Below are 18,655 nucleotides of genomic sequence, written 5' to 3'. Positions count from 1 at the left end.
CCCTCGACGGCGGCCCGGGCCGCGGCCGCCTGGGCGTGCCCGCGGTAGTCGGTCTCGACCACCTCGAGCTTCACCTGGCTGGCCAGTGCGTGCGCGAGCACGTCCCGGCCGGCGGCCGTCGTCGCGGTCGCCTTGGGATTCACAACCAGCACTGCGCGCATTACCGCAGAGTAGGGTGTGCTGCTCCCTTCCAGAACCGCCTACCGGTCCCACCATCGCGCCGAAACCCCGCGCGAGTGCACCCAGACGACCGTCTGCTCGCGAGAAGCGGAGTACTAACGATGTGATCGTCCCTCCTCCGGCTGGCGTTAGGGACCCCCGTCCGGGTGGCATTACGATCAGCCAAATGCAGGTATCGGCCGCCGTTCCGCTCACCGTCCGCGCGGCCGGCATCATCGTGGCTCTGCAAGGGCTGACCGGTGTCGGCTTCGCCGTAGCCGTCCTGGTCCGCGCGTTCGGCGGCGGCTCCACCACCGGCAGCAACCTCTACGGTGAAGCCGGCTACTTCGCCGTCCTCGGCGCCCTCGTCGTCGTCGCCGGCACCGGTCTGATCCTCGGCAAGCGCTGGGGCCGCACCCCCGCCATCGTCATCGAGCTGCTCCTCCTCGGCGTCGCCTACTACGCCGCCGGCCCGTCCGGCCGCCCCGAGTTCGGCATCCCGGTCGCCCTCGTCGGCGTGCTGGTCCTCGTGCTGCTCTTCCTCGCCCCCTCGCGAGCCTGGTCCCTCGGCGAGCCCCCTACCCCGCCGCCAGACGACCAAGACCGTCGCCGCTGACCCGCATCACCGTCCACTCGTCCATGGGGACGGCGCCGAGGGACTTGTAGAACCCGATCGCCGGCTCGTTCCAGTCCAGCACCCACCACTGCAGCCGGGTGTAGCCCTGCCGCACGCATTCCTCGGCCAGCGCGACGAGCAGAGCCTTGCCCAGCCCGGAGCCGCGGGCACTCGGGCGGACGTAGAGGTCTTCGAGGTATATGCCGTGCTCGCCGTCCCAGGTGGAGAAGTTCAGGAACCAGAGCGCGCAGCCGACGACCTCGCCGTCCAACTCGGCGACGTGGGCGAAGAGGGCCGGGGCCGGGCCGAACAGGGCGCGGCGGAGCTGGTCGGCGGTGAGGTGGCACTCGTCGGGGGCGTGTTCGTACTCGGCCAGCTCGTACACGAGCTTCACCATGGTGTCTACATCGGACTCTTGGGCGCGTCGGATGCGCTGGTCTGGCAAGGGGTCTCCGTTTCTAGCCGATCGGTGGCACGTTGAGGCGGCGGAGCTGGGGCTCGCCGCGTTCGTCGCCGAGGATCGCGATGCCGGCCGGGTCGAGTCCGAAGTGGACGCCGGAGGTCGGGGGTTGGTTGAGCCAGCTGGCGATCAGCACCCGGCTGAGGTGCCCGTGGCCGGTCAGGATCACGTCTCCGCTTGGGAGCGCGGCGCGTGCTCGGTCGAGCACTTTGGCGGCCCGGGCGCCGACCTGCTCGGCGGTCTCGCCGCCGGGGCACGGGTGGGTCCACACGGTCCATCCGGGCACGTGCTCGCGGATTTGGGGGGTGGTCAGGCCTTCGTAATCGCCGTAGTCCCACTCGGCGAGGTCGTCGGTGACCTCGTCGACGGTCAGGCCGGCGAGCTCGGCGGTGCGCAGGGCGCGGGCGCGCGGGCTGGAGAGCACCAGAGCCGGCGGCGCGTCGCCGCGGAGTCGCGCGAGCGTTTGGCCGGCGCGGCGGGCGCGCTGCTCGCCTTCGGGGGTGAGCGGGAGGTCGGTGCCGCTGGTGTGGCGGCCGGTCTCCGACCATTCGGTCTGGCCGTGCCTGATCACGTACACGGCGTGCTCCGCGGACAATTCCGGCCTCCCTGCCCTGGGCTGAGCTACTGCCTGGTAGATATCCTGGGCCGGTGCGCACCGTCGAGCAGTCCACCCCGACCACCACGTTCCAGCTGTGGCAGAGGTTAGCCGGCGCCCCGCTGGGGAAGTGGGTGTTCTCCCTGGCCGTGCGGCTGCGCGCACCGTACTTCCGGACGATCCTGCCCACCGTGGTCCACATGCGGCCGGGGTTCAGCGAGGTGCGGGCGCCCAAGTGGTGGGGCGTGCACAACCACCTGGGCACCTTCCACGCCATCGCCATGTGCAACCTGGCCGAGCTCGCCATGGGCATGCTCGCCGAGGCCACGGTGCCGGCCACGCACCGCTGGATCCCGCGCGGCATGACCGTGGACTACCTGGCCAAGGCAAGAACCAGCCTGCGCGCCGTCGCCCAGCTCGCGGAGATCCCGGCCTTCGGCGGCGAACCCGTCGACCTGCCGGTGCCGGTCCTGGTCTACGACAAGACCGGCCGGGTCGTCGTGCAGGCCGTGATCACGGTCAAGGTGTCCGAACGCTGACGGTGTCTGATTGCGTTCGAGGCGTACTCGAGGCGGAGGCGCAGCGGTGTGTGCGGGACCCGCACCGGCTCGGCCCGCAGGGCGCCGAACACCTGGGCGTACCCGCCGTTGCACTGGCCTTCGGCGAACGTGGTGCGGAGACCGGTGAGCGATGGTTCGGGGAGCCGGCCAAGCTGGACCGTGCCGTGCGAGACGAGCACCCCGCGGCGCGACTGGGCCGGGTCGGCTCCGGCGGGAATCGTTGGGCAGTGGACCCCGGGTCAGGGGTGGCGCTAGCCGGCGCGGAGGCCGGCGATCAGCAATCCGCTGCCGGTGGCGCAGAGCAGGGTGCGGAACACGTTGCCGGCGGTCCATTCGCGGAGGTAGCGGGTCCAGTATTCTGCGGCGGCCGGGGTCTCGGGGTCGACGGCCATGAGGGCGTTGTTGCGCGGGACGTGGAACGCCCCGGTCAGGATGACCGCGCCGGCGATGTAGGCGAGGCCGCCGGCGAGCAGGTAGCCGGAGTAGGGCTCGCTCCAGTTCGCGATGGCGATCACGATCAGCACGGCGCAGAGTGCGGCCGAGCCGAACAGCTCCAGCATGAACGGCGGGCGCAGCGCCGTGACGTTGATCGACTGCATGGCCGCGATCCCTTGCGGCGCGGGGAGTCTGCGCAGGCCCGGCATCACGAACGAGTCGAACGTGAAGAACACGCCGGCTGCGACGCCGGTGCCGATGGCGGCGGTGAACGTCAAGACGAGTGGGGCACCGTGGATCATCGGGAGCTCCAGATTCCGGTCGGGGCGGTGGCGCGGACGTAGTCGGTGAAGTCGCGGGGTTCGCGACCGAGCGCCCGCTGGACGCCGTCGGTCAGGTGGGCGTTGCGGCCGTCGAGGACCTCGGAGAATAGCGCCATGAGTTGGTCCGCGAGCTCGTTCGGCAGACCGGCCTCGATCAGCATCCGCCGGTACTCCGTCGGCGTGACCGGCAGGTAGGTCAGCTCGCGGTCCGCGGCGGCGGCGATCTCGGCGATGGCCTCGGTGAACGTGATCAGGCGGGGCCCGGTCACCTCGTAGGTCTCGCCGGCGTGGCCGGGCTCGGTGAGCGCGGCGACCGCGATGTCGGCGATGTCGTCGACATCCACGAACGGCTCGGGCACGTCGGCGCCGGGCAGCGCGACCACGCCGGCCAGCACCGGGTCGAGCAGGTGGCCCTCGCTGAAGTTCTGGCTGAACCAGCTGGCCCGGATGATCGTGGTCGCGGCGCCGCTGTCGCGGACCGCCTGCTCGCAGCGCGCGGCCTCGGGCTCGCCGCGGCCGGACAGCAGCACCAGCCGGTTGACCCCGGATTTCGTTGCCAGGCGGGCGAATTCGGCGATCGTGTCGGCGGTGCCGGGGATCGCGAGGTCGGGTTGGAAGGTGAGATAGGCGGCGCTCGTGCCGCGCAGGGCGGGCTCCCAGGTGTCCGGGTCGTCCCAGTCGAACGGCGGGTTGCCCGATCGCGATCCGGCTCGGGTCCGGGCGTCGCGGGCTTGGAGGCGGCTGATCACCCGGCGGCCGGTCTTGCCGGTCGCACCGAGGACGAGGATTTCCTGTGTCATGGGCTTAGTCAACGGCGGCTCGGTGAGACTTTCCATGGCTCAGCGGCTCAACTTCATGTCCGATCGTCTTACACTGGTGCCATGGACGCACTGGCCGGGCTGCTCGACGGACCGCGGGCGCGTGACGCGTTCCTGCTGCGCGCGATCCTGGCGCCGCCGTGGTCCATGCGGATCCAGGACGAGACGCCGCTGACCGTGGTCTCCATGCTCCGCGGCGAGGCGTGGATCCTGCGCGGCGGCGACCCGGTGCGGGTGCGGCCCGGCGAGGTCGCCATCGTGTCCGGCCCCGAGCCGTACACCGTTGCCGACGACCCGGCCACGCCGCCGCAGGTGATCATCCTTCCCGGTCAGCGCTGCGAGACGCCCGACGGCCGGCCGCTCTACCAGGAGATGGATCTCGGCGTCCGTTCCTGGGGCAACGACCCCCGCGGCGACACCGTGATGCTCGTCGGCACCTACCTGTTCGAAGGTGAGGTCAGCCACCGCCTGCTGCGCGCCCTGCCCGGCCTGCTCGTGCTCGACGCCGCCGACAGCGCCCTCCTCCCGCTCCTCGCCGCGGAGCTGGTGCGCAACGACCCCGGCCAGGAAGCCGTCCTCGACCGCCTCCTCGACCTCCTGCTGATCACCACCCTGCGGACCTGGTTCGCCCGCCCCGACGCCGCCAGCCCGCCCTGGTACCGCGCCCACGACGACCCCGTCGCCGGCCGCGCCCTCCGCATGCTGCACAACAACCCCGCCCACCCCTGGACCATCGCCTCGCTGGCCACCGCGACCGGTGTCTCCCGCGCCACCCTCGCCCGCCGCTTCACCACCCTCGTCGGCGAACCCCCCATGTCATTCTTGGCCGGCTGGCGCCTCGCCCTCGCCGCCGACCTCCTCCGTGCCACCGACGCCCCCCTCGCCGCCATCGCACAGAAAGTCGGCTACACCACGCCCTACGCCCTCAGCACCGCCTTCAAACGCCACCACGGCCGCAGCCCCCAGCAGTACCGTCGCCGCGCCGGCTAGTCGGAGAGTACGAGGTGGAATCTTGCTATTGTAGAAGTCCCAGTCTTTCCCGCCTCTCTGAGAGATTGGCAAAGCCTTGTAGGCTGAGATAGTCAGCAAGCACATTCCAGTGAGAGAGTATTCGCTCCGCGGCGTCTCTTGCCTGTTTCCGAGCTTCCGTAACGCCGAACCCTGTTCGTGAGCCCAAGCGATCAAAGCTAGCTGGCGTGACCGCCTCGAACGATTTCGACTTGTCGAGGTTAAGTCCGAGATTGTCCTTCGGGATATAGAGCACGGTCGGGAGCACATCGTACAATGGACTTAGGGTCGGTGTCCGACCGTCGATATACTGAATCGCCCAGTTCTTCAGGTGGGCATCTCCATTGCCAATAATCACGTTGAGTACGATTCGATCGATTACTGAGCGAATTGACTCGACACCGCACAGAGCTCCAATGAGCACGCCGATGGTCTCGAAGTTTGCGCGGGTGTACTTCGCATTGATCACGGCTGTTGGAACATCCACGACCTGGGCGAGTTCTTCCATATGGATGCGGACATCGTCCTCGCGCCGGTCAAACCTCTTCACGAGCAATGCCTTACCTGTCGATCGCTGGGCCCAGCCCTTTAGGCCGTCGACATCATACGGTGAAATAATACTTGCCGATACGGCGTCAATTCCGGCTCGCTGCGCAAGCAGTATGCATCCGAGCTCAGCTTCTGGAACGCCAGTAAATCCGGGTCTTCCATCTGGGAACTTGAGAATGAAGTTTCCGGCCTGACCTCCGACGGGTACAGTTAGTCCGCGCTCGTCGCCATAGATTGAGAACTTCAGTTGGACGCCGGCCAAGCTGAACTTTAGTATAGGGTCGTCTCGGCGGTCGGCATCCTCGTCGTCCGCCTCATCCGGCATCGTCGTAAGGTTGCCTTGAGAGTCGAGTAGAACTACTCTGATCGCGCCAGGTAGGTCGCTGGGGCCAAGCAGTCTCAATAGATCGAATTCATTCACTTCGCTGCTGTGCGCGGCCGCCGCGACCGCCTGCCGTAGTCGACCCTCAGGAAGGAGATGCGAGAACCAATGTGGCAACGCCACACGCGCGCTAGGTTTCCACGCGCGGCCGTGCTCCTCGAAGATCTGTCCCAAAACCGGCCTGTGTGCCAGATTCCAATAGGAATCGTCGAATTCGAACCAATTTCGATTGTTTGCCTGGTGTAGGTGTCCAACGTCAACCCAAGCTGCCGAAGTGGTCTGAAGTTGCACTGCCAGAGTTGACTCTCTGTCCATCAGTTGTCCTCAGCATTACCCGCGGCAACAAGCTCTTGGAGAGGCGGTCGAATTATTGCCCCTGACTGAAGCTTGTTTTCGAGAAACCTATCGACTTGTTGACTGAGCGCGGCTCCTCGTATACGGACAAATTCTTCGATGTTGTCATCTGACAGAGCTTGTGCGGCTTGACCATCGATGAGATGACTTTGCAAAATAGCGCGGTCGGTGCCCGAGGATATGCTCGGTTCTCCGGCACGCCAGAAACCGCGCGCTGCGGCGTATGATCGTCGCCCTGGCACGAAGTCGGTGACTGCGTTCGCTCCGTGTTGCTCTAGCAGTGCAGCCAGGTCGAGAACTTGGCCATCAGGCCCTTTCGGTCGAAGCGCCGCCAGAGCTAGTAGAATCAACCGACCGTTCCCTGAATTGGTCTTGAAGTTTGATAGCGGTATCGCTGGAGCCGCCCTGTCTGCAACCAGGGTCAGTAAAGCCTCGACGGCGTCATATTCAGCAGGAGCCTGGTCAAGGGCGCCTTTTCTCGGATTTATTGCAGAGACAGCTCTCCGTAGAGCTGGGGTTTGCCCGCTCTCCCGCCAGCCAAACCCATGTACCCATCCTCGCCATAGCCAACGGGAAAGAAGCTGAAGAACCCAAGTAGAAGGCTCCGGGTGTAGAAAGAAGAAGGCGGCCAATACTGGTAATGGAAGTGTATTCGGCATGAGAAGCATGTGGTGAACGCCCTCTACTCGAAGGAATCCTATCGCACGCACCAATGCCTGCTCGGTTCGATCGTACCAGTCGAATGGATCCTCATTTTCCTCGAACTCTTCACGTATATCTCGCTGGACGTTACCGCCTCGAATGGCGAGTAGACTCTGTACGACCCGATTTTCATCCAATGTGCCGAAATGGGTACCGTGTAGCTCCTTGACCACCATTGCGGGGCTTCCGGGCTGTGCGTCACCCGCAAACAACGCGTGAAACACTTGTGCTCTGGTGATTGGTTTTCCGGCGGAATTGACACGATCAAAGACCTCGCGAAGCAAGTTTTGGTTGTCGCCAATCACGATATATGCGGGAATTCTGTAATCACGCAACACCCCGCCGAGGCGATCTGCGACGTCGAAGTCCTCGGCTTGAAGATCGTCTTCGTGCTGACGTAGCCAATTAAGTAGCCGCCTTGTCTCCGATGCCTCGCGCACCGGAATCGAACGACTTGGTACAACCCCTCGACGGGGGTTGACGAAGCGCTGTGTCGAGAGATCAAAGTATACTTCAAATCTCTCGTCAACTTCTCTATGGTTAGGCGAGAGGCTCCCGAACAGTGATGCGATTCGTTGCTGCCCGTCAACTACGAAAAGCGCGTCGGATCGTTCGGCGACATCAATTTGGATCCGGCCGAATGAAATTGTGTCGCGAGGCCCTTGTTGCTTCCATAGAAGAATCGTCCCAATAGGGAACCCTCGATAAAGGCTGTCGAAGAGGCGGAGCACGTCGGCCGCATCCCACGCGAATGCACGCTGGAACGACGGTACTCTAATCGAGCCCTCTCGCGCCAGGTTGACGATCTCCCAGATGGTGAAGGTGCTGGAGCCCGACCGGTCCAGTACAGCACCTGCCGTCATCTCCACTCCCTTCTCAGCCGCATGGGCTCGGTGCCCGATCCGTTCGGGACTCAGCGTAGCGGTGACCCAGCCACGAGCTTGGTAGTTCGCGGGCCAGTGGCACGTACATGTGAGCGGATATCCTGCGACGTTGGCGAGCTCGGTGTGAAGGAGCGGCTGATGTCGACCCGTGCGCTTGCGCTAACGCTTTGTAGCGGCTTCGTCCCGGACCTGCGCGTCTAAGGATGCTGGGCCGGGGCGGTAAGACGACAGCGGCGCCCACCAGGAGACACGATGGTGAGCGCCGCTCGCGAGGTCCAGAGTCAGCCCTGCTTGGTCTCCCAGAAGATCTTGTCGATCTCGGCGATGAGGTCGAGGAGCTCCTGGCCCTTGGCGGGGTCCATGCTGCCTTTGGTGCCGGAGGCGCCGGCGGCCTTGGTGGCGCGGTTGAAGAGGTCGTGGAGGTTGGGGTACTTCTCGAAGTGCGGAGGCTTGAAGTAGTCGGTCCAGAGGACCCAGAGGTGGTGCTTGACCAGGTCGCTGCGCTGCTCGGCGATCAGGATGGCGCGCGTGCGGAACTCGGGGTCGGTGTTGTCCTGGTACTTCTGCTGGATGGCCTTGACCGACTCGGCTTCGATCCGTGCCTGCGCGGGGTCGTACACACCGCAGGGGAGGTCGCAGTGCGCGGTGGCCTCCAGCCGTGGGCCGAGAATGCGCGACAGGAGTCGCATCTTTCCTCCTGGTTTGGTGACTGCTCCGATACTTCGGACCCTACTCCCGGCACACTCGTCGGGCAGGCGGAGGTGATCGTTGGACGACCGGCGGTACCGGCAGGTCCAGGTGACCGGGAGCTCGATGCTGCCGGCGCTGGCCGACGGGGACCTGGTGATCGCGCGCATGGGCGTCCGACCCCGCCCGGACGATCTTGTGCTGGTCAGCTGGCCGCAGCGGCCCGGGCAGCTGTCGGTCAAGCGCGCGGTGTGGCCGGAGGGTGACCGCTGGTTCGTGGTCGGCGACAACGCGGCCGCCTCGACCGACTCCCACCACCTCGGCCCGGCGGAGGTGCTCGGCGTGATCCGCTGGCGGCTGTGGCCGCGGCCGCGCCGGGTCCGCTAGTAGGTTGCCCGGAGCGCGTCGTAGTGCGCGACGCAGTCCGAGTAGTGCGGCAGCAGACCCGCGGCGGAGGCCTCGGCGAACGTGGGTGCGGTGGCGTCCTTGTCGGACAGCAGCGGCTCGAGGTCGTCCGGCCAGGGCAGGGCGAGCGCCGGGTCGAGCGGGTTGATGCCGTGCTCGGCGGCCGGGTTGTAGCCGGTGGAGCAGAGGTAGGACATCACCGTGTCGTCCTCCAGCGCCATGAACGCGTGGCCGACACCCTCCGGGAGGTAGACCGCGCGGTACGACGTCGCGTCCAACTGGGCCACGTCGAAGGCGCCGAACGTCGGCGAGCCCACCCGGATGTCCACCACCACGTCGAGCAGCGACCCGCGCGGGCAGTAGATGTACTTCGCCTGTCCCGGCGGCACATCGGCGAAATGCAGCCCGCGCAGCGTCCCCCGGCGCGACCAGCTGTGGTTGCTCTGCACCAGCCGCAGCGGATGGCCGACGGCCTTGACGAAGTGATCTTCCTGGTACGGCGCCACGAACACGCCGCGGTTGTCCGGAAAAACCTGCGGGGAGAACTCGAAGGCGTCCCGGACGGCCAACTCACGCACCTGCATGGCCCGGACCTTATGTGATCCCTGCCGCTGACACCGAGCCGATGGGGTGACAAACTGTGCACACCGCAGCGTCCGCGCTGCCCCGCCCTTACCACCGACGGGCAGCCCAAAGCCAAGCGGTGCCGGCAGTTATCGGCCAAACCGCGACCGGTACTCGAGTGCACCGCCAGTGCGCCTGGCTAACGTGCGCAGATTAACCGCGCCGCCGCGCACATCCCCGCAGGAGGGACGCCCGTGACCGCAGTGAATGATCGTCCGCTGCACGCCGGTATCGACAACAAGGTGAGTGACCGCATCGTGTCCGAATCCGTCACCGATGACGAGATCTTCCGCGCGCACGAGGGCGGCAAGCTCGACATCGGGGTGACCCGGCCGATCTCCGACCCGCGCGCACTGGCCATCGCCTACACCCCGGGCGTGGCGAAGGTCAGCCGCGCCATCGCCGAGGACGCGTCGCTGGCGGCGCGTTACACCTGGGCGCACCGGCTGGTGGCCGTGGTCAGCGACGGCACCGCGGTGCTCGGCCTCGGCGACATCGGTGCCAGCGCGTCACTTCCGGTGATGGAGGGCAAGGCGGCGCTGTTCAAGACGTTCGGCGGCCTGGACTCCATCCCGCTGGTGCTGGACACCACGGACGTGGACGAGATCGTGGAGACCCTGGTCCGGCTGCGCCCCTCGTTCGGCGCGGTGAACCTGGAGGACGTGTCCGCGCCGCGCTGCTTCGAGCTGGAGGCCCGGCTGATCGAGGCGCTGGACTGCCCGGTCATGCACGACGACCAGCACGGCACCGCGGTCGTGCTGCTGGCGGCGCTGCGCGGCGCGAACCAGGTGCTCGACCGCAAGCTGGACGACCAGCGGGTGGTCATCTCCGGTGCCGGGGCCTCCGGCATCGCCTGCGCGAAGATCCTGCTCGCGGCGGGCGTGGGGGACGTCACGCTGATCGACTCGCGCGGGATCATCCACGCCGGCCGCGACCACCTCAACCCGGTCAAGACCGAGATGGCGCGGGTGACCAACCTGGCCGGGCTGCGCGGCGACAAGCCGGAGGCGCTGCGCGGGGCGGACGTGTTCGTGGGCCTGTCCGGCTCGACGGTGGCCGAGGAGCTCATCGCCACGATGGCGCCGTCCTCGATCGTGTTCGCGCTGTCCAACCCCGATCCGGAGATCCACCCGGACGTCGCGACCCGGCACGCGGCCATCGTGGCCACCGGGCGCAGCGACTTCCCCAACCAGATCAACAACGTGCTGGCGTTCCCGGGCATCTTCCGCGGTGCGCTGGACGCCGGCGCGCGGCGGATCACCGAGAACATGAAGCTGGCCGCGGCCGACGCGATCGCCGGGGTGGCCAGCGAGGACCTGGCGCCCGACATGATCGTGCCGAGCGCGCTCGACCCCCGGGTGGCGCCGGAGGTCGCGGCCGCGGTCGCTCGGGCGGCGCGGGAGGACGGGGTAGCCTGAGGACCCGGCAAGAGCATTTACTTACCGCCGGGGGGCGGAAGGATGTCGCCGTGGCCGATCGCGTCGTGCGCGCCGGGCTGCCCCCGCGCGGGCCGCAGCCCGGCGAGCTCGGCATGGCCATCGACGCGGCGCTGGCCGCGGAGCCCTCGTTCCCCGAGGGCCCGGACGGTTCGGAGCCGTCCACCCCGCATGACGATCCGGTTGCCGAGCGTGCCCTGCTGCTGGAGGCGCAGCGGCTGGCCCGGCTCGGCAGCTGGAGCACGGACCTGCGCACCGGGCGGGTCTACCTGTCCGAGGGTCTGCGCCGGCTGATCGGGCTGTCCACGTCGGGCACGGCCGAGGAGGCGATCGGCTACCTGCATCCGGACGACCTGCCGGCGCTGGACCAGTTCCGCACCGACCTGGAGTCCGCGCCGGCCGACCGGATCGTCGAGATGGAGGTGCACAGCCGCGGCGGCACCCGCACGTACCTGGTCCGCGGGCAGACCGTGCGGGACGCCGACGGCACGGCGCTGCGGGTGTTCGGCACGGTTCAGGACGTCACCCGGCACCGCGCGGTCGAGCGGCAGGCCAGCCAGGACCGCCGGCTGTTCGGCGACGCGCAGCGGGTGGCCCGGCTGGGCACCTGGGAGTGGAACACGACCACCAACGACGTGGTGTGGTCCTCGATGCTCTACGAGCTGGTCGGCGTCGCGCCCGGAACCCCGGTCACCTACCAGGACTTCCTGGATCTGGTGCACCCGGAGGACCAGGGCATGGTGGATCAGCGGTGCCGGGACCTGGCCACCGACGGGCGGCCGATCGAGATGGAGTTCCGGCTGGTCCGCCCGGACGGCATGCGCCGGGTGTTCCGCTGCCGCGGCGAGCCGCTGAGCACCGGCAACGGGTCCCCGATCATGATCGGCACCGCGCAGGACGTCACCGAGCAGCGCTCCACCGAGACCCGGATGATGCGCTCCAGCCAGCGGTTCAGCGACCTGGTCGCGATCACGCCGGTGGGCATCGCGCTGTTCGACGAGTCCGAGCGCCTGGTCGATGCCAACGAGGCGCTGTGCCGGCTGCTGAGCATCGGCCTGGAGCGCTTGCGCGGAATGAGCACCGAGCAGCTCGTCCATTCCAGCGACCGCGGGGCGCGGCTGCTGGCCGGCCGGGAGGGCGGGCGGCACGGCACCGGGCCGTTCCGGATCGGGCAGCGGGTGCTGGCCACCGCGTCCGGGAATCCGGTCTACTGCGAGCTTTCCGCGACCGTGTCGGTGGCCGACGACGGCCAGCGGTTCTGGCTGGTGGTGTTCGCCGACGTGACCGAGCGGCGCAAGGTCGCCGAACGGCTGCACTACAAGGCCACGCACGACGATCTCACCGGGCTGCCGGGCCGGGCCGGGGTGAAGGAGCTGCTGGGGAAGCTCCTCGGCGGCCCGGACGCGGCCAACGTCGCGCTGCTGTTCTGCGACGTGGACAACTTCAAGCGGTTCAACGACTCGCTCGGCCACGACGCCGGCGACGAGCTGATCCAGGCGCTGGCCCGGCGGCTCGAGCGGCTGCTGCCGGTGGGCTGCACCGCGGCCCGGATGTCCGGCGACGAGTACGTGGTGATCTGCTCGGACGTCAGCGAAGCCGGTGGGGTGGAGGCGCTCGCGAACCGGGTGGCGGCGCTGCTGCGCACCGCCGTTCCGGTACGCGGCCAGCTGTTACGGGTGTCGGCGACGATCGGGGCCGCGGTGCCCAGCGGGCCGGAGACCAGCGCGGCCGACCTGCTCCGGTTCGCCGACGCGGCGATGTTCGACGCCAAGCGGCGCGGCACCGGGCGGGTGTCGGTGGCCAGCGCCGAGATGATCGCCTCGGCGACCAGCCAGATGCTGCTGGAGGGCCAACTCCGCGACGCGATCGCCAACGACGGGCTGGTGCTGCACTACCAGCCGGTGGTCGGTCCGGACGGATCGGTGCTCTCCGCGGAGGCACTGGTCCGCTGGCCGCATCCGCAGCGCGGCCTGCTGCCGCCCGGGGAGTTCCTGCCGGTGGCCGAGCAGGGCGACCTGCTGCGCGAGCTGGACCAGTGGGTGTTGAACACCGCCCTGCGGGAGGCGGCGAAGTGGCCGGTGATGGCCGGTGCGGTGCTGGGCGGCGGGGTCAGCGTCGGGGTCAACCTCTCCGGCCTGGTGCCGGGCGACCCGGAGTTCGTCGACATCGTGACCGCCGCGGTGCTGGAGTCGGGCATCGAGTGGGACCGGGTGGTGCTGGAGCTGGTCGAGACGAGCCTGATCGACCTGCCGCAGCGCAGCCGGGCGGCGATGGTCGAGCTGGCCGACCGCGGGGTGAAGTTCGCCGTGGACGACTTCGGCACCGGGTACTCCTCGCTCGCCCGGCTCAAGGAGCTGCCGGCGCAGATCATCAAGGTGGACCGGCGGTTCGTGGCCGGAGTGGCGTCCGACGCCTCGGACTTCGCGGTGGCCCGGGCCGTGGTCGACATGGCGCGCGCGATGGGTCGCAGCTGCGTGGCCGAGGGCGTGGAGTCGGCGACCCAGTTCCACGTCCTGCGCAGCGTCGGCGTCGAGGCCTACCAGGGCTGGCTGCTGTCCCGGCCGGTGCCCGCGGCGGAGTTCCGCGAGCTGCTGCGCCTCGGGCCGCTGCATATCCCACGTGATTGAGACAGTCCCGCCTCTCCGGAATTTGCTGCTGTTGTTGCGTTCCAGCTAACGGTGCGGATGTCGGGTTGACCGTGGCTGAGTGCCGCCACGGTCCCCTGAGGTTGCGTTGGTCGGGGCGAGGCTGGGTACCACGAGTCTGGCCAAATGCTGGAACGTGCTGCCGGTGTCAGCGGATACGACTAAGGTCATCGAATCACGCGGCCGGAGAGTGGCCGTCCCGACCCGCGGGAGTCTCGAGTGATCGAGTTCCAGGCCGTGACGAAGAGGTATCCGGACGGCACGGTGGCCGTTGACGCGCTCGACCTGGCCATCGAGGATGGCCGGATCACCGTCCTGGTAGGGCCGTCGGGCTGCGGCAAGACCACCTCGCTGCGGATGATCAACCGGATGCTCGATCCGACGTCCGGCACGATCCTGTTGAACGGCAAGGACGTCCGCCAGTCGCGGCCGGCGGCGCTGCGCCGCGGCATCGGTTACGTGATCCAGCACGCGGGGTTGTTCCCGCACCGCACGGTGCTCGACAACGTGGCCACCGTGCCGGTGCTGAACGGCACCGGCCGGCGTGCGGCGCGGGCCCGGGCCGCCGAGCTGATGGAGCTCGTCGGGTTGCCGCCGGCGTTCGCCAGGCGCTATCCCGCGCAGCTTTCCGGCGGTCAGCAGCAACGGGTCGGCGTGGCCCGGGCGCTCGCCGCGGACCCGCCGGTGCTGCTGATGGACGAGCCGTTCAGCGCAGTGGACCCGATCGTCCGGGACGACCTGCAGCAGCAACTGCTGCGCCTGCAGTCGGAGTTGGGTAAGACGATCGTGTTCGTCACGCACGACATCGACGAGGCGATCAAGCTGGGGGACCGGGTCGCGGTGATGCGGGTCGGCGGGACGCTGGCGCAGTACGACACCCCGGCGGCGCTGCTGGCAAAGCCCGCGGATGACTTCGTTTCCTCGTTCGTCGGCCGGGACCGCGGCTACCGGGCACTGGGATTCCTTGCCGCGCAAGGAATCGAGCTGGCGCCGGTGGCCACGGTGCCGGTGGGTGCCGAGGTCTCGGCGGCCCGCGCGCGGCTGCGGGACGGCTGGGCGATCGTCGTCGACGACCAGAACCGGCCGCTCGGCTGGGTGTCCGAGCCGCTGCTGTCCACTATGGATGGCACGGTCACCGCGGCGGACCTGACCTCCGGCGGGTCGCTGTACCAGGCCGAAGCCGCCGCGAGCGGCACCGCAGGCACCCTGCGCAACGCCCTGGACGCCGCGCTGAGCTCCCCGTCGCAGCTCGGGATCGCAGTGGACACCGATGGCGCCGTGGTGGGCGGGATCAGCGCGGACACCGTCCTGCGGGCGCTGGCTGCCGCCCGGGAAACCGGCGAGGTGCCGGTATGAGCGGGCCGGTGGTGTCTGGACTGACGAGCAGCGCAGGTCGCGAGCGCCAGCGAGCGGCCGAGCAGCGCAGGAGGGAAGACACCACGTCAAGGCCCGCTCCCGCGAGCGGAGCGAGCCAAGGGAGCACGGTATGAAGTGGGTTCGGGATCACCTCGCCGAACTGCTTGCCACCACGTGGGACCACCTCGGTCTCGCGCTGATCCCGGTGCTGGTCGGGTTGCTGATGTCGCTGCCGCTGGGCTGGCTGGCGCACCGCTCCCGGGTGGCCAGGGCGATCCTGGTGCCGGTGTCCAGCCTGCTCTACACGATCCCGTCGCTGGCCCTGTTCGTGCTGATGCCGCTGCTGCTCGGCACGAAGATCCTGGACCCGGTCAACGTGCAGGCGGCACTGACCATCTACACCGTCGCGCTGCTGGTGCGGTCGGTCGCCGACGCGCTGGACGCGGTGCCGAGTGAGGTCATCGCGGCGGCGACGGCGATCGGGTTCGGGCCGGCGCGGCGGTTCTTCGCGGTGGAGTTCCCGCTGTCGGTTCCGGTGCTGGTGGCCGGGATCCGCGTGGCGGCGGTGTCCAACATCAGTCTGGTCAGCGTCGGCGCGATCATCGGCGTCGGCGGTCTGGGCTTCTACATCACGCACGGCTCGCAGCTGTCTCCGGCCAACTACGACGAGATCATCGCCGGCATCGTGCTGATCGTGGTGCTGGCGTTGCTGGTCGACGGCGTGCTCGTGCTGGCCGGCCGGTTCCTCACCCCGTGGACCCGGGCGCGCAGCCGGAGGGCGGCATGAAGCTTGCGGAATGCCGGGCGAGGGAGTTGGCCTACCGCGACGAGGGTAGGCCGAGGAACGAGGTCTGCCCGAGGAGTGGTCCGGTGACCGGCCACCCGAGGCGACCCATGACCACGGCCAACATTCCCGAGTTGGAGAGCAGGGCCGTCCTGTGAACATCTTCAACCAGGTGTGGGTGTGGCTGACCGACCCGGACAACTGGCACAAGAGCATCAACGGGCCGGGAATTCCGTTCCACATCCTCAAGCATCTTGAGTACACCGGGCTCGCGGTGCTGATCGGCGCGCTGATCGCGGTCCCGCTCGGCGTCGTGATCGGGCACACCGGGCGCGGCAGCTTCCTCGTCGTCGGTATCGCGAACTCGTTCCGCGCGCTGCCCGAGCTGGGTCTGCTGGTGCTGCTGGCGATCATCATGGGGGTGGCGCTGGCCGTGCAGGCGGTCACGATCGCCTTGGTGGCGCTGGCGATTCCACCGCTGCTCGCCGGAACCTATGCAGGAGTCCGCAATGTGGACCGGGATGTGGTCGATGCCGCGCGCGGTATGGGCATGCGCGAACGGGAGATCGTGTTCAAGGTCGAGCTGCCGATCGCGCTGCCGCTCATGCTCGGCGGGTTGCGGGCGGCCACCCTGCAGGTGATCGCCACGGCCAGCATCGCCGCGTTCGTGTCGCTGGACGGGCTCGGCCGGTTCGTCATCGACGGCCGGGCGTTCGGCGGCACCGACGGTTACGCCATGATGGCCGGTGGCGCGGTGCTGATCGCCGCGCTGGCCATCGCGGTCGAGCTGGTGCTGGCCGGGGTCCAGCGGCTGGCGGTGTCTCCCGGGCTGCGCACCCCCAGAATCGGACGCCGTGTCGCTCGTGTACGAATGAATCCGGTTGAGGAGCCGGAAGAAACTATTGTGTGAGGAGAACCCTTTTGATGAAACGCACATTCGCCGGTGTGGCGACCGCTGTTGCCGCGGCGCTGACCCTGACGGCATGCGGGGGCTCCTCCGACCCGCTGTCCTCGAACACACCGGCGCAGCAACCGGGTGGGTCGTCCGGCGTGGTGGCCAAGCCCAGCAAGATCATCGTCGGTTCGGCGAACTTCCCGGAGAGCGCGGTGCTCGCCGAGATCTACGCGGGAGCCTTGGCCGCCAAGGGAATCACCATCGAGAAGAAGCTCAACATCGGCAACCGGGAAACCTACTACCCCGGTTTGCAGGACGGCTCGATCGACCTGATTCCGGAATACACCGGCGTGCTGCTGCAGCACATCAACAAGCAGGCGACCGAGACCGCGGCCGACGAGGTGTACACCGCGCTGAAGAAGGCGCTGCCGTCGAACCTCATCGTGCTGGACAAGTCCGCGGCCGAGGACAAGGACGCCGTCGTGGTCACCAAGGAGACCGCGGACAAATGGAGCCTCAAATCCATCACAGACATCAAGGCGCACGCCAATGAGGTCGTTTTCGGCGGCCCGCCCGAGTTCGCGAAGCGTGCCGACGGCGTGCCCGGCCTGAAGAAGAACTACGACATCGAGTTCAAGGAGTTCAAGCCACTCGACGTCGGCGGCCCGCTGACCATCAACGCGCTGAAGACCGGCGTCGTCCAGGCGGCCGACGTCTTCACCACCGACCCGTCCATCAAGGTGAACAACTTCGTGGTGCTCGACGACCCGAAGAGCAACTTCGCCGCGCAGAACGTGATCCCGCTGATCAACGCGTCGAAAGCGAGCAGTGAGGTCAAGGACGCGCTCAACGCGGTGTCCGCCAAGCTCACCACCGATGTGCTCATCGACCTGCTGACCAAGCTCTCGGCGCCGGACAAGCCGGACGCCTCCAAGGTGGCCGCCGACTGGCTGGCCGCCCAGGGCCTCAACAAGTAGCTCATGCCGTCGCGGGGCCGCCGATCCGAGCGCTGAGCTCGGCGGCGGCCCCGCGCGTGTGCCGGGCGAGGTCCGGCCAGGTCTCGCTGCATTCCGGGTCACAGCGGTGCGGAAACGTCGTGCTGATCGCCGCGACCGGGCGGCCGGTGTGGTCCAGCACCGGCGCGGCCACCGAGGCGAAACCCGGCGTGACGTGGCCGTCCTCAACGGCCCAGCCGCGCCGGCGCTCTTCGGCGAGCACCCGGCGCAGCTGCGGCAGGTTCGCGGGTCCGCGTCCGGTGCGGTCGACAAAGCTGTCCCGGCTCGGAAACAATGCCCGGACCTGCGCGGCCGGGAGGTGCGCGAGCATGGCCCGCCCGGAGGCCGGAAGCTGCGCCGGCAGCCGCACGCCGACATCGGTCACGGTCAGGTACGGGTTGGCCGGCTGCTCCCGGATCAGATACAACGTCTCGCGCCCGTGCAACACACCGAGGTGCGCCGTCTGCCCGGTCCGCCCGATCAACCTGCGCAACACCGGTTTCGCCAGCCGTTCCAGCGGATCATGGCGAAGATATGCCGACCCCAACTCGAACGCAGCCAACCCCAACCCGTACCGCCGCTCCTCCGGCAGATGCGTGACGAACCCGGCGTCGGCAAGCTCCGACAGCAGGTGGTACGTCGTTGACCGGGGCAGTCCCAGTTCCCGGGCGGCGGCGGTCGCGGTAACCGGTCCGGCTTTCGTGGCGAGCAGACGCAGCACCGCGAGCCCGCGCCGCAGCGCGGGCACATCGCTACTTCGGCCCATCCAGCCTTCGACTTTCCTTCCCTGTCACGCGGTCCGGGTCAGCGTGGCCTTGGGCAAGGCTCGGGACGCCGTGTTCGTCCCGTAGCTGATCTCCAGCCGGTACTGCCGGTCGAGCAGTGTCAGCATCACGGTAAATCCATTGCGGACTGACTGCACCGTCGAGGTGCCCAGTTGGCAGGAGCCGTCCACGACGTCGATGACGGTCAGCGTGGGCTCG

At 68.2% G+C, this 18,655-nt stretch carries 20 protein-coding genes and 2 pseudogenes; 10 read left to right on the top strand and 12 right to left on the bottom strand.

Annotated elements, in window-relative coordinates:
• A pseudogene (locus tag VGR06_RS23610) lies at positions 1-161 on the bottom strand (diacylglycerol kinase family lipid kinase); the annotation flags it as partial.
• Positions 162-346: 185 nt separating this feature from the next.
• Between VGR06_RS23610 and VGR06_RS23605 the strand changes: the two are divergent.
• The gene (locus tag VGR06_RS23605) at positions 347-775 is read left to right on the top strand and encodes a hypothetical protein (RefSeq protein ID WP_327561293.1); all 429 of its coding nucleotides are present in this window, start codon (positions 347-349) and stop codon (positions 773-775) included.
• Here the strand turns inward: VGR06_RS23605 and VGR06_RS23600 are convergent.
• Positions 738-1,220: a GNAT family N-acetyltransferase gene (locus tag VGR06_RS23600; protein WP_327561292.1), complete on the bottom strand. Its 483-nt coding sequence runs from the start codon at positions 1,218-1,220 to the stop codon at positions 738-740. The genes VGR06_RS23605 and VGR06_RS23600 overlap by 38 nt on opposite strands.
• A 13-nt stretch (positions 1,221-1,233) precedes the next feature.
• Positions 1,234-1,830 (bottom strand): acid phosphatase, encoded by a 597-nt coding sequence (locus VGR06_RS23595; protein WP_327561291.1) that lies wholly within the window; start codon positions 1,828-1,830, stop codon positions 1,234-1,236.
• A gap of 53 nt (positions 1,831-1,883) precedes the next feature.
• Between VGR06_RS23595 and VGR06_RS23590 the strand changes: the two genes are divergently transcribed.
• Positions 1,884-2,369, top strand: a complete 486-nt coding sequence (locus VGR06_RS23590) for a hotdog fold domain-containing protein (RefSeq protein ID WP_327561290.1) — start codon at positions 1,884-1,886, stop codon at positions 2,367-2,369.
• A gap of 272 nt (positions 2,370-2,641) precedes the next feature.
• Here VGR06_RS23590 and VGR06_RS23585 read toward each other — a convergent pair whose 3' ends face one another.
• Both VGR06_RS23585 and VGR06_RS23580 read right to left on the bottom strand, forming a co-directional pair.
• Positions 2,642-3,127, bottom strand: a complete 486-nt coding sequence (locus VGR06_RS23585) for a DUF1772 domain-containing protein (protein WP_327561289.1) — start codon at positions 3,125-3,127, stop codon at positions 2,642-2,644.
• On the bottom strand, positions 3,124-3,948 hold the full coding sequence (locus VGR06_RS23580; protein WP_327561288.1) for an NmrA family transcriptional regulator: 825 nt from the start codon (positions 3,946-3,948) through the stop codon (positions 3,124-3,126). The genes VGR06_RS23585 and VGR06_RS23580 overlap by 4 nt, the downstream gene beginning before the upstream one ends.
• Positions 3,949-4,029: 81 nt before the next feature.
• Between VGR06_RS23580 and VGR06_RS23575 the strand changes: the two genes are divergently transcribed.
• A complete protein-coding gene (locus VGR06_RS23575; RefSeq protein WP_327561287.1) occupies positions 4,030-4,956 on the top strand; it encodes an AraC family transcriptional regulator in 927 nt (308 codons plus the stop codon).
• 25 nt (positions 4,957-4,981) lie between these two features.
• On the opposite strand, the gene VGR06_RS23570 is transcribed toward VGR06_RS23575, so the two are convergent.
• The 4 genes and pseudogenes from VGR06_RS23570 to sodN all read right to left on the bottom strand — a co-directional run bounded on the left by VGR06_RS23570 (position 4,982) and on the right by sodN (position 8,534).
• Positions 4,982-5,848: a HipA domain-containing protein gene (locus VGR06_RS23570; protein WP_327561286.1), complete on the bottom strand. Its 867-nt coding sequence runs from the start codon at positions 5,846-5,848 to the stop codon at positions 4,982-4,984.
• A gap of 45 nt (positions 5,849-5,893) precedes the next feature.
• Positions 5,894-6,220: pseudogene (locus tag VGR06_RS43990) on the bottom strand (HipA N-terminal domain-containing protein); the annotation flags it as partial.
• Positions 6,220-7,824: a DUF262 domain-containing protein gene (locus VGR06_RS23565; RefSeq protein WP_327561285.1), complete on the bottom strand. Its 1,605-nt coding sequence runs from the start codon at positions 7,822-7,824 to the stop codon at positions 6,220-6,222. The pseudogene VGR06_RS43990 and the gene VGR06_RS23565, both read right to left, overlap by 1 nt.
• A 302-nt stretch (positions 7,825-8,126) precedes the next feature.
• Entirely contained in the window at positions 8,127-8,534 is a 408-nt protein-coding gene (gene sodN, locus VGR06_RS23560; RefSeq protein WP_327561284.1) for a superoxide dismutase, Ni, read from the bottom strand.
• A gap of 79 nt (positions 8,535-8,613) precedes the next feature.
• Between sodN and VGR06_RS23555 the strand changes: the two genes are divergently transcribed.
• Entirely contained in the window at positions 8,614-8,919 is a 306-nt protein-coding gene (locus tag VGR06_RS23555) for a S26 family signal peptidase (RefSeq protein WP_327561283.1), read from the top strand.
• Here the strand turns inward: VGR06_RS23555 and VGR06_RS23550 are convergent.
• Positions 8,916-9,521 (bottom strand): dTDP-4-dehydrorhamnose 3,5-epimerase family protein, encoded by a 606-nt coding sequence (locus VGR06_RS23550; RefSeq protein WP_327561282.1) that lies wholly within the window; start codon positions 9,519-9,521, stop codon positions 8,916-8,918. The two genes, VGR06_RS23555 and VGR06_RS23550, sit on opposite strands and share 4 nt — an antisense overlap.
• A 282-nt stretch (positions 9,522-9,803) precedes the next feature.
• Here VGR06_RS23550 and VGR06_RS23545 point away from each other — a divergent pair, with 282 nt between their 5' ends.
• The 6 genes from VGR06_RS23545 to VGR06_RS23520 all read left to right on the top strand — a co-directional run bounded on the left by VGR06_RS23545 (position 9,804) and on the right by VGR06_RS23520 (position 17,654).
• Positions 9,804-10,979, top strand: a complete 1,176-nt coding sequence (locus tag VGR06_RS23545) for an NADP-dependent malic enzyme (RefSeq protein ID WP_327561294.1) — start codon at positions 9,804-9,806, stop codon at positions 10,977-10,979.
• Positions 10,980-11,029: 50 nt separating this feature from the next.
• Complete coding sequence (locus VGR06_RS23540; RefSeq protein ID WP_327561281.1) at positions 11,030-13,624, top strand: sensor domain-containing protein; 2,595 nt, start codon at positions 11,030-11,032, stop codon at positions 13,622-13,624.
• A 237-nt stretch (positions 13,625-13,861) separates the two neighbouring features.
• Positions 13,862-14,998, top strand: coding sequence for an ATP-binding cassette domain-containing protein (locus VGR06_RS23535; RefSeq protein ID WP_327561280.1), 1,137 nt, complete (start codon positions 13,862-13,864; stop codon positions 14,996-14,998).
• Positions 14,999-15,128: 130 nt separating this feature from the next.
• Positions 15,129-15,785, top strand: coding sequence for an ABC transporter permease (locus VGR06_RS23530; RefSeq protein WP_327561279.1), 657 nt, complete (start codon positions 15,129-15,131; stop codon positions 15,783-15,785).
• Positions 15,786-15,936: 151 nt separating this feature from the next.
• Complete coding sequence (locus VGR06_RS23525; protein WP_327561278.1) at positions 15,937-16,692, top strand: ABC transporter permease; 756 nt, start codon at positions 15,937-15,939, stop codon at positions 16,690-16,692.
• A gap of 14 nt (positions 16,693-16,706) precedes the next feature.
• Complete coding sequence (locus VGR06_RS23520; RefSeq protein WP_327561277.1) at positions 16,707-17,654, top strand: ABC transporter substrate-binding protein; 948 nt, start codon at positions 16,707-16,709, stop codon at positions 17,652-17,654.
• Between the two features lies 1 nt (position 17,655).
• On the opposite strand, the gene VGR06_RS23515 is transcribed toward VGR06_RS23520, so the two are convergent.
• Together VGR06_RS23515 and VGR06_RS23510 are read right to left on the bottom strand one after the other, a co-directional pair.
• The gene (locus VGR06_RS23515) at positions 17,656-18,438 is read right to left on the bottom strand and encodes an IclR family transcriptional regulator (protein ID WP_327561276.1); all 783 of its coding nucleotides are present in this window, start codon (positions 18,436-18,438) and stop codon (positions 17,656-17,658) included.
• Between the two features lie 24 nt (positions 18,439-18,462).
• Positions 18,463-18,655, bottom strand: a 193-nt coding sequence (locus VGR06_RS23510) for a hypothetical protein (protein WP_327561275.1), incomplete at its 5' end; no start/stop codon positions are given.

It is taken from the genome of Actinophytocola sp. (genome assembly GCF_036002505.1).
Lineage (GTDB): Bacteria > Actinomycetota > Actinomycetes > Mycobacteriales > Pseudonocardiaceae > DASYTH01.
The sequence above is the reverse complement of the archived record's forward strand: the minus strand, read 5'-3'. Positions and strand labels throughout refer to the sequence as shown.

Excerpts from the sequence above, each read along its gene's own strand:
- VGR06_RS23520 (WP_327561277.1), top strand. The coding sequence starts at position 16,707 with ATGAAACGCACATTCGCCGGTGTGGCGACCGCTGTTGCCGCGGCGCTG.
- VGR06_RS23570 (WP_327561286.1), bottom strand. The coding sequence starts at position 5,848 with ATGCCGGATGAGGCGGACGACGAGGATGCCGACCGCCGAGACGACCCT.
- VGR06_RS23580 (WP_327561288.1), bottom strand. The coding sequence starts at position 3,948 with ATGACACAGGAAATCCTCGTCCTCGGTGCGACCGGCAAGACCGGCCGC.
- VGR06_RS23515 (WP_327561276.1), bottom strand. The coding sequence starts at position 18,438 with ATGGGCCGAAGTAGCGATGTGCCCGCGCTGCGGCGCGGGCTCGCGGTG.
- sodN (WP_327561284.1), bottom strand. The coding sequence starts at position 8,534 with ATGCGACTCCTGTCGCGCATTCTCGGCCCACGGCTGGAGGCCACCGCG.
- VGR06_RS23605 (WP_327561293.1), top strand. The coding sequence starts at position 347 with ATGCAGGTATCGGCCGCCGTTCCGCTCACCGTCCGCGCGGCCGGCATC.
- VGR06_RS23530 (WP_327561279.1), top strand. The coding sequence starts at position 15,129 with ATGAAGTGGGTTCGGGATCACCTCGCCGAACTGCTTGCCACCACGTGG.
- VGR06_RS23550 (WP_327561282.1), bottom strand. The coding sequence starts at position 9,521 with ATGCAGGTGCGTGAGTTGGCCGTCCGGGACGCCTTCGAGTTCTCCCCG.
- VGR06_RS23565 (WP_327561285.1), bottom strand. The coding sequence starts at position 7,824 with ATGACGGCAGGTGCTGTACTGGACCGGTCGGGCTCCAGCACCTTCACC.
- VGR06_RS23585 (WP_327561289.1), bottom strand. The coding sequence starts at position 3,127 with ATGATCCACGGTGCCCCACTCGTCTTGACGTTCACCGCCGCCATCGGC.
- VGR06_RS23575 (WP_327561287.1), top strand. The coding sequence starts at position 4,030 with ATGGACGCACTGGCCGGGCTGCTCGACGGACCGCGGGCGCGTGACGCG.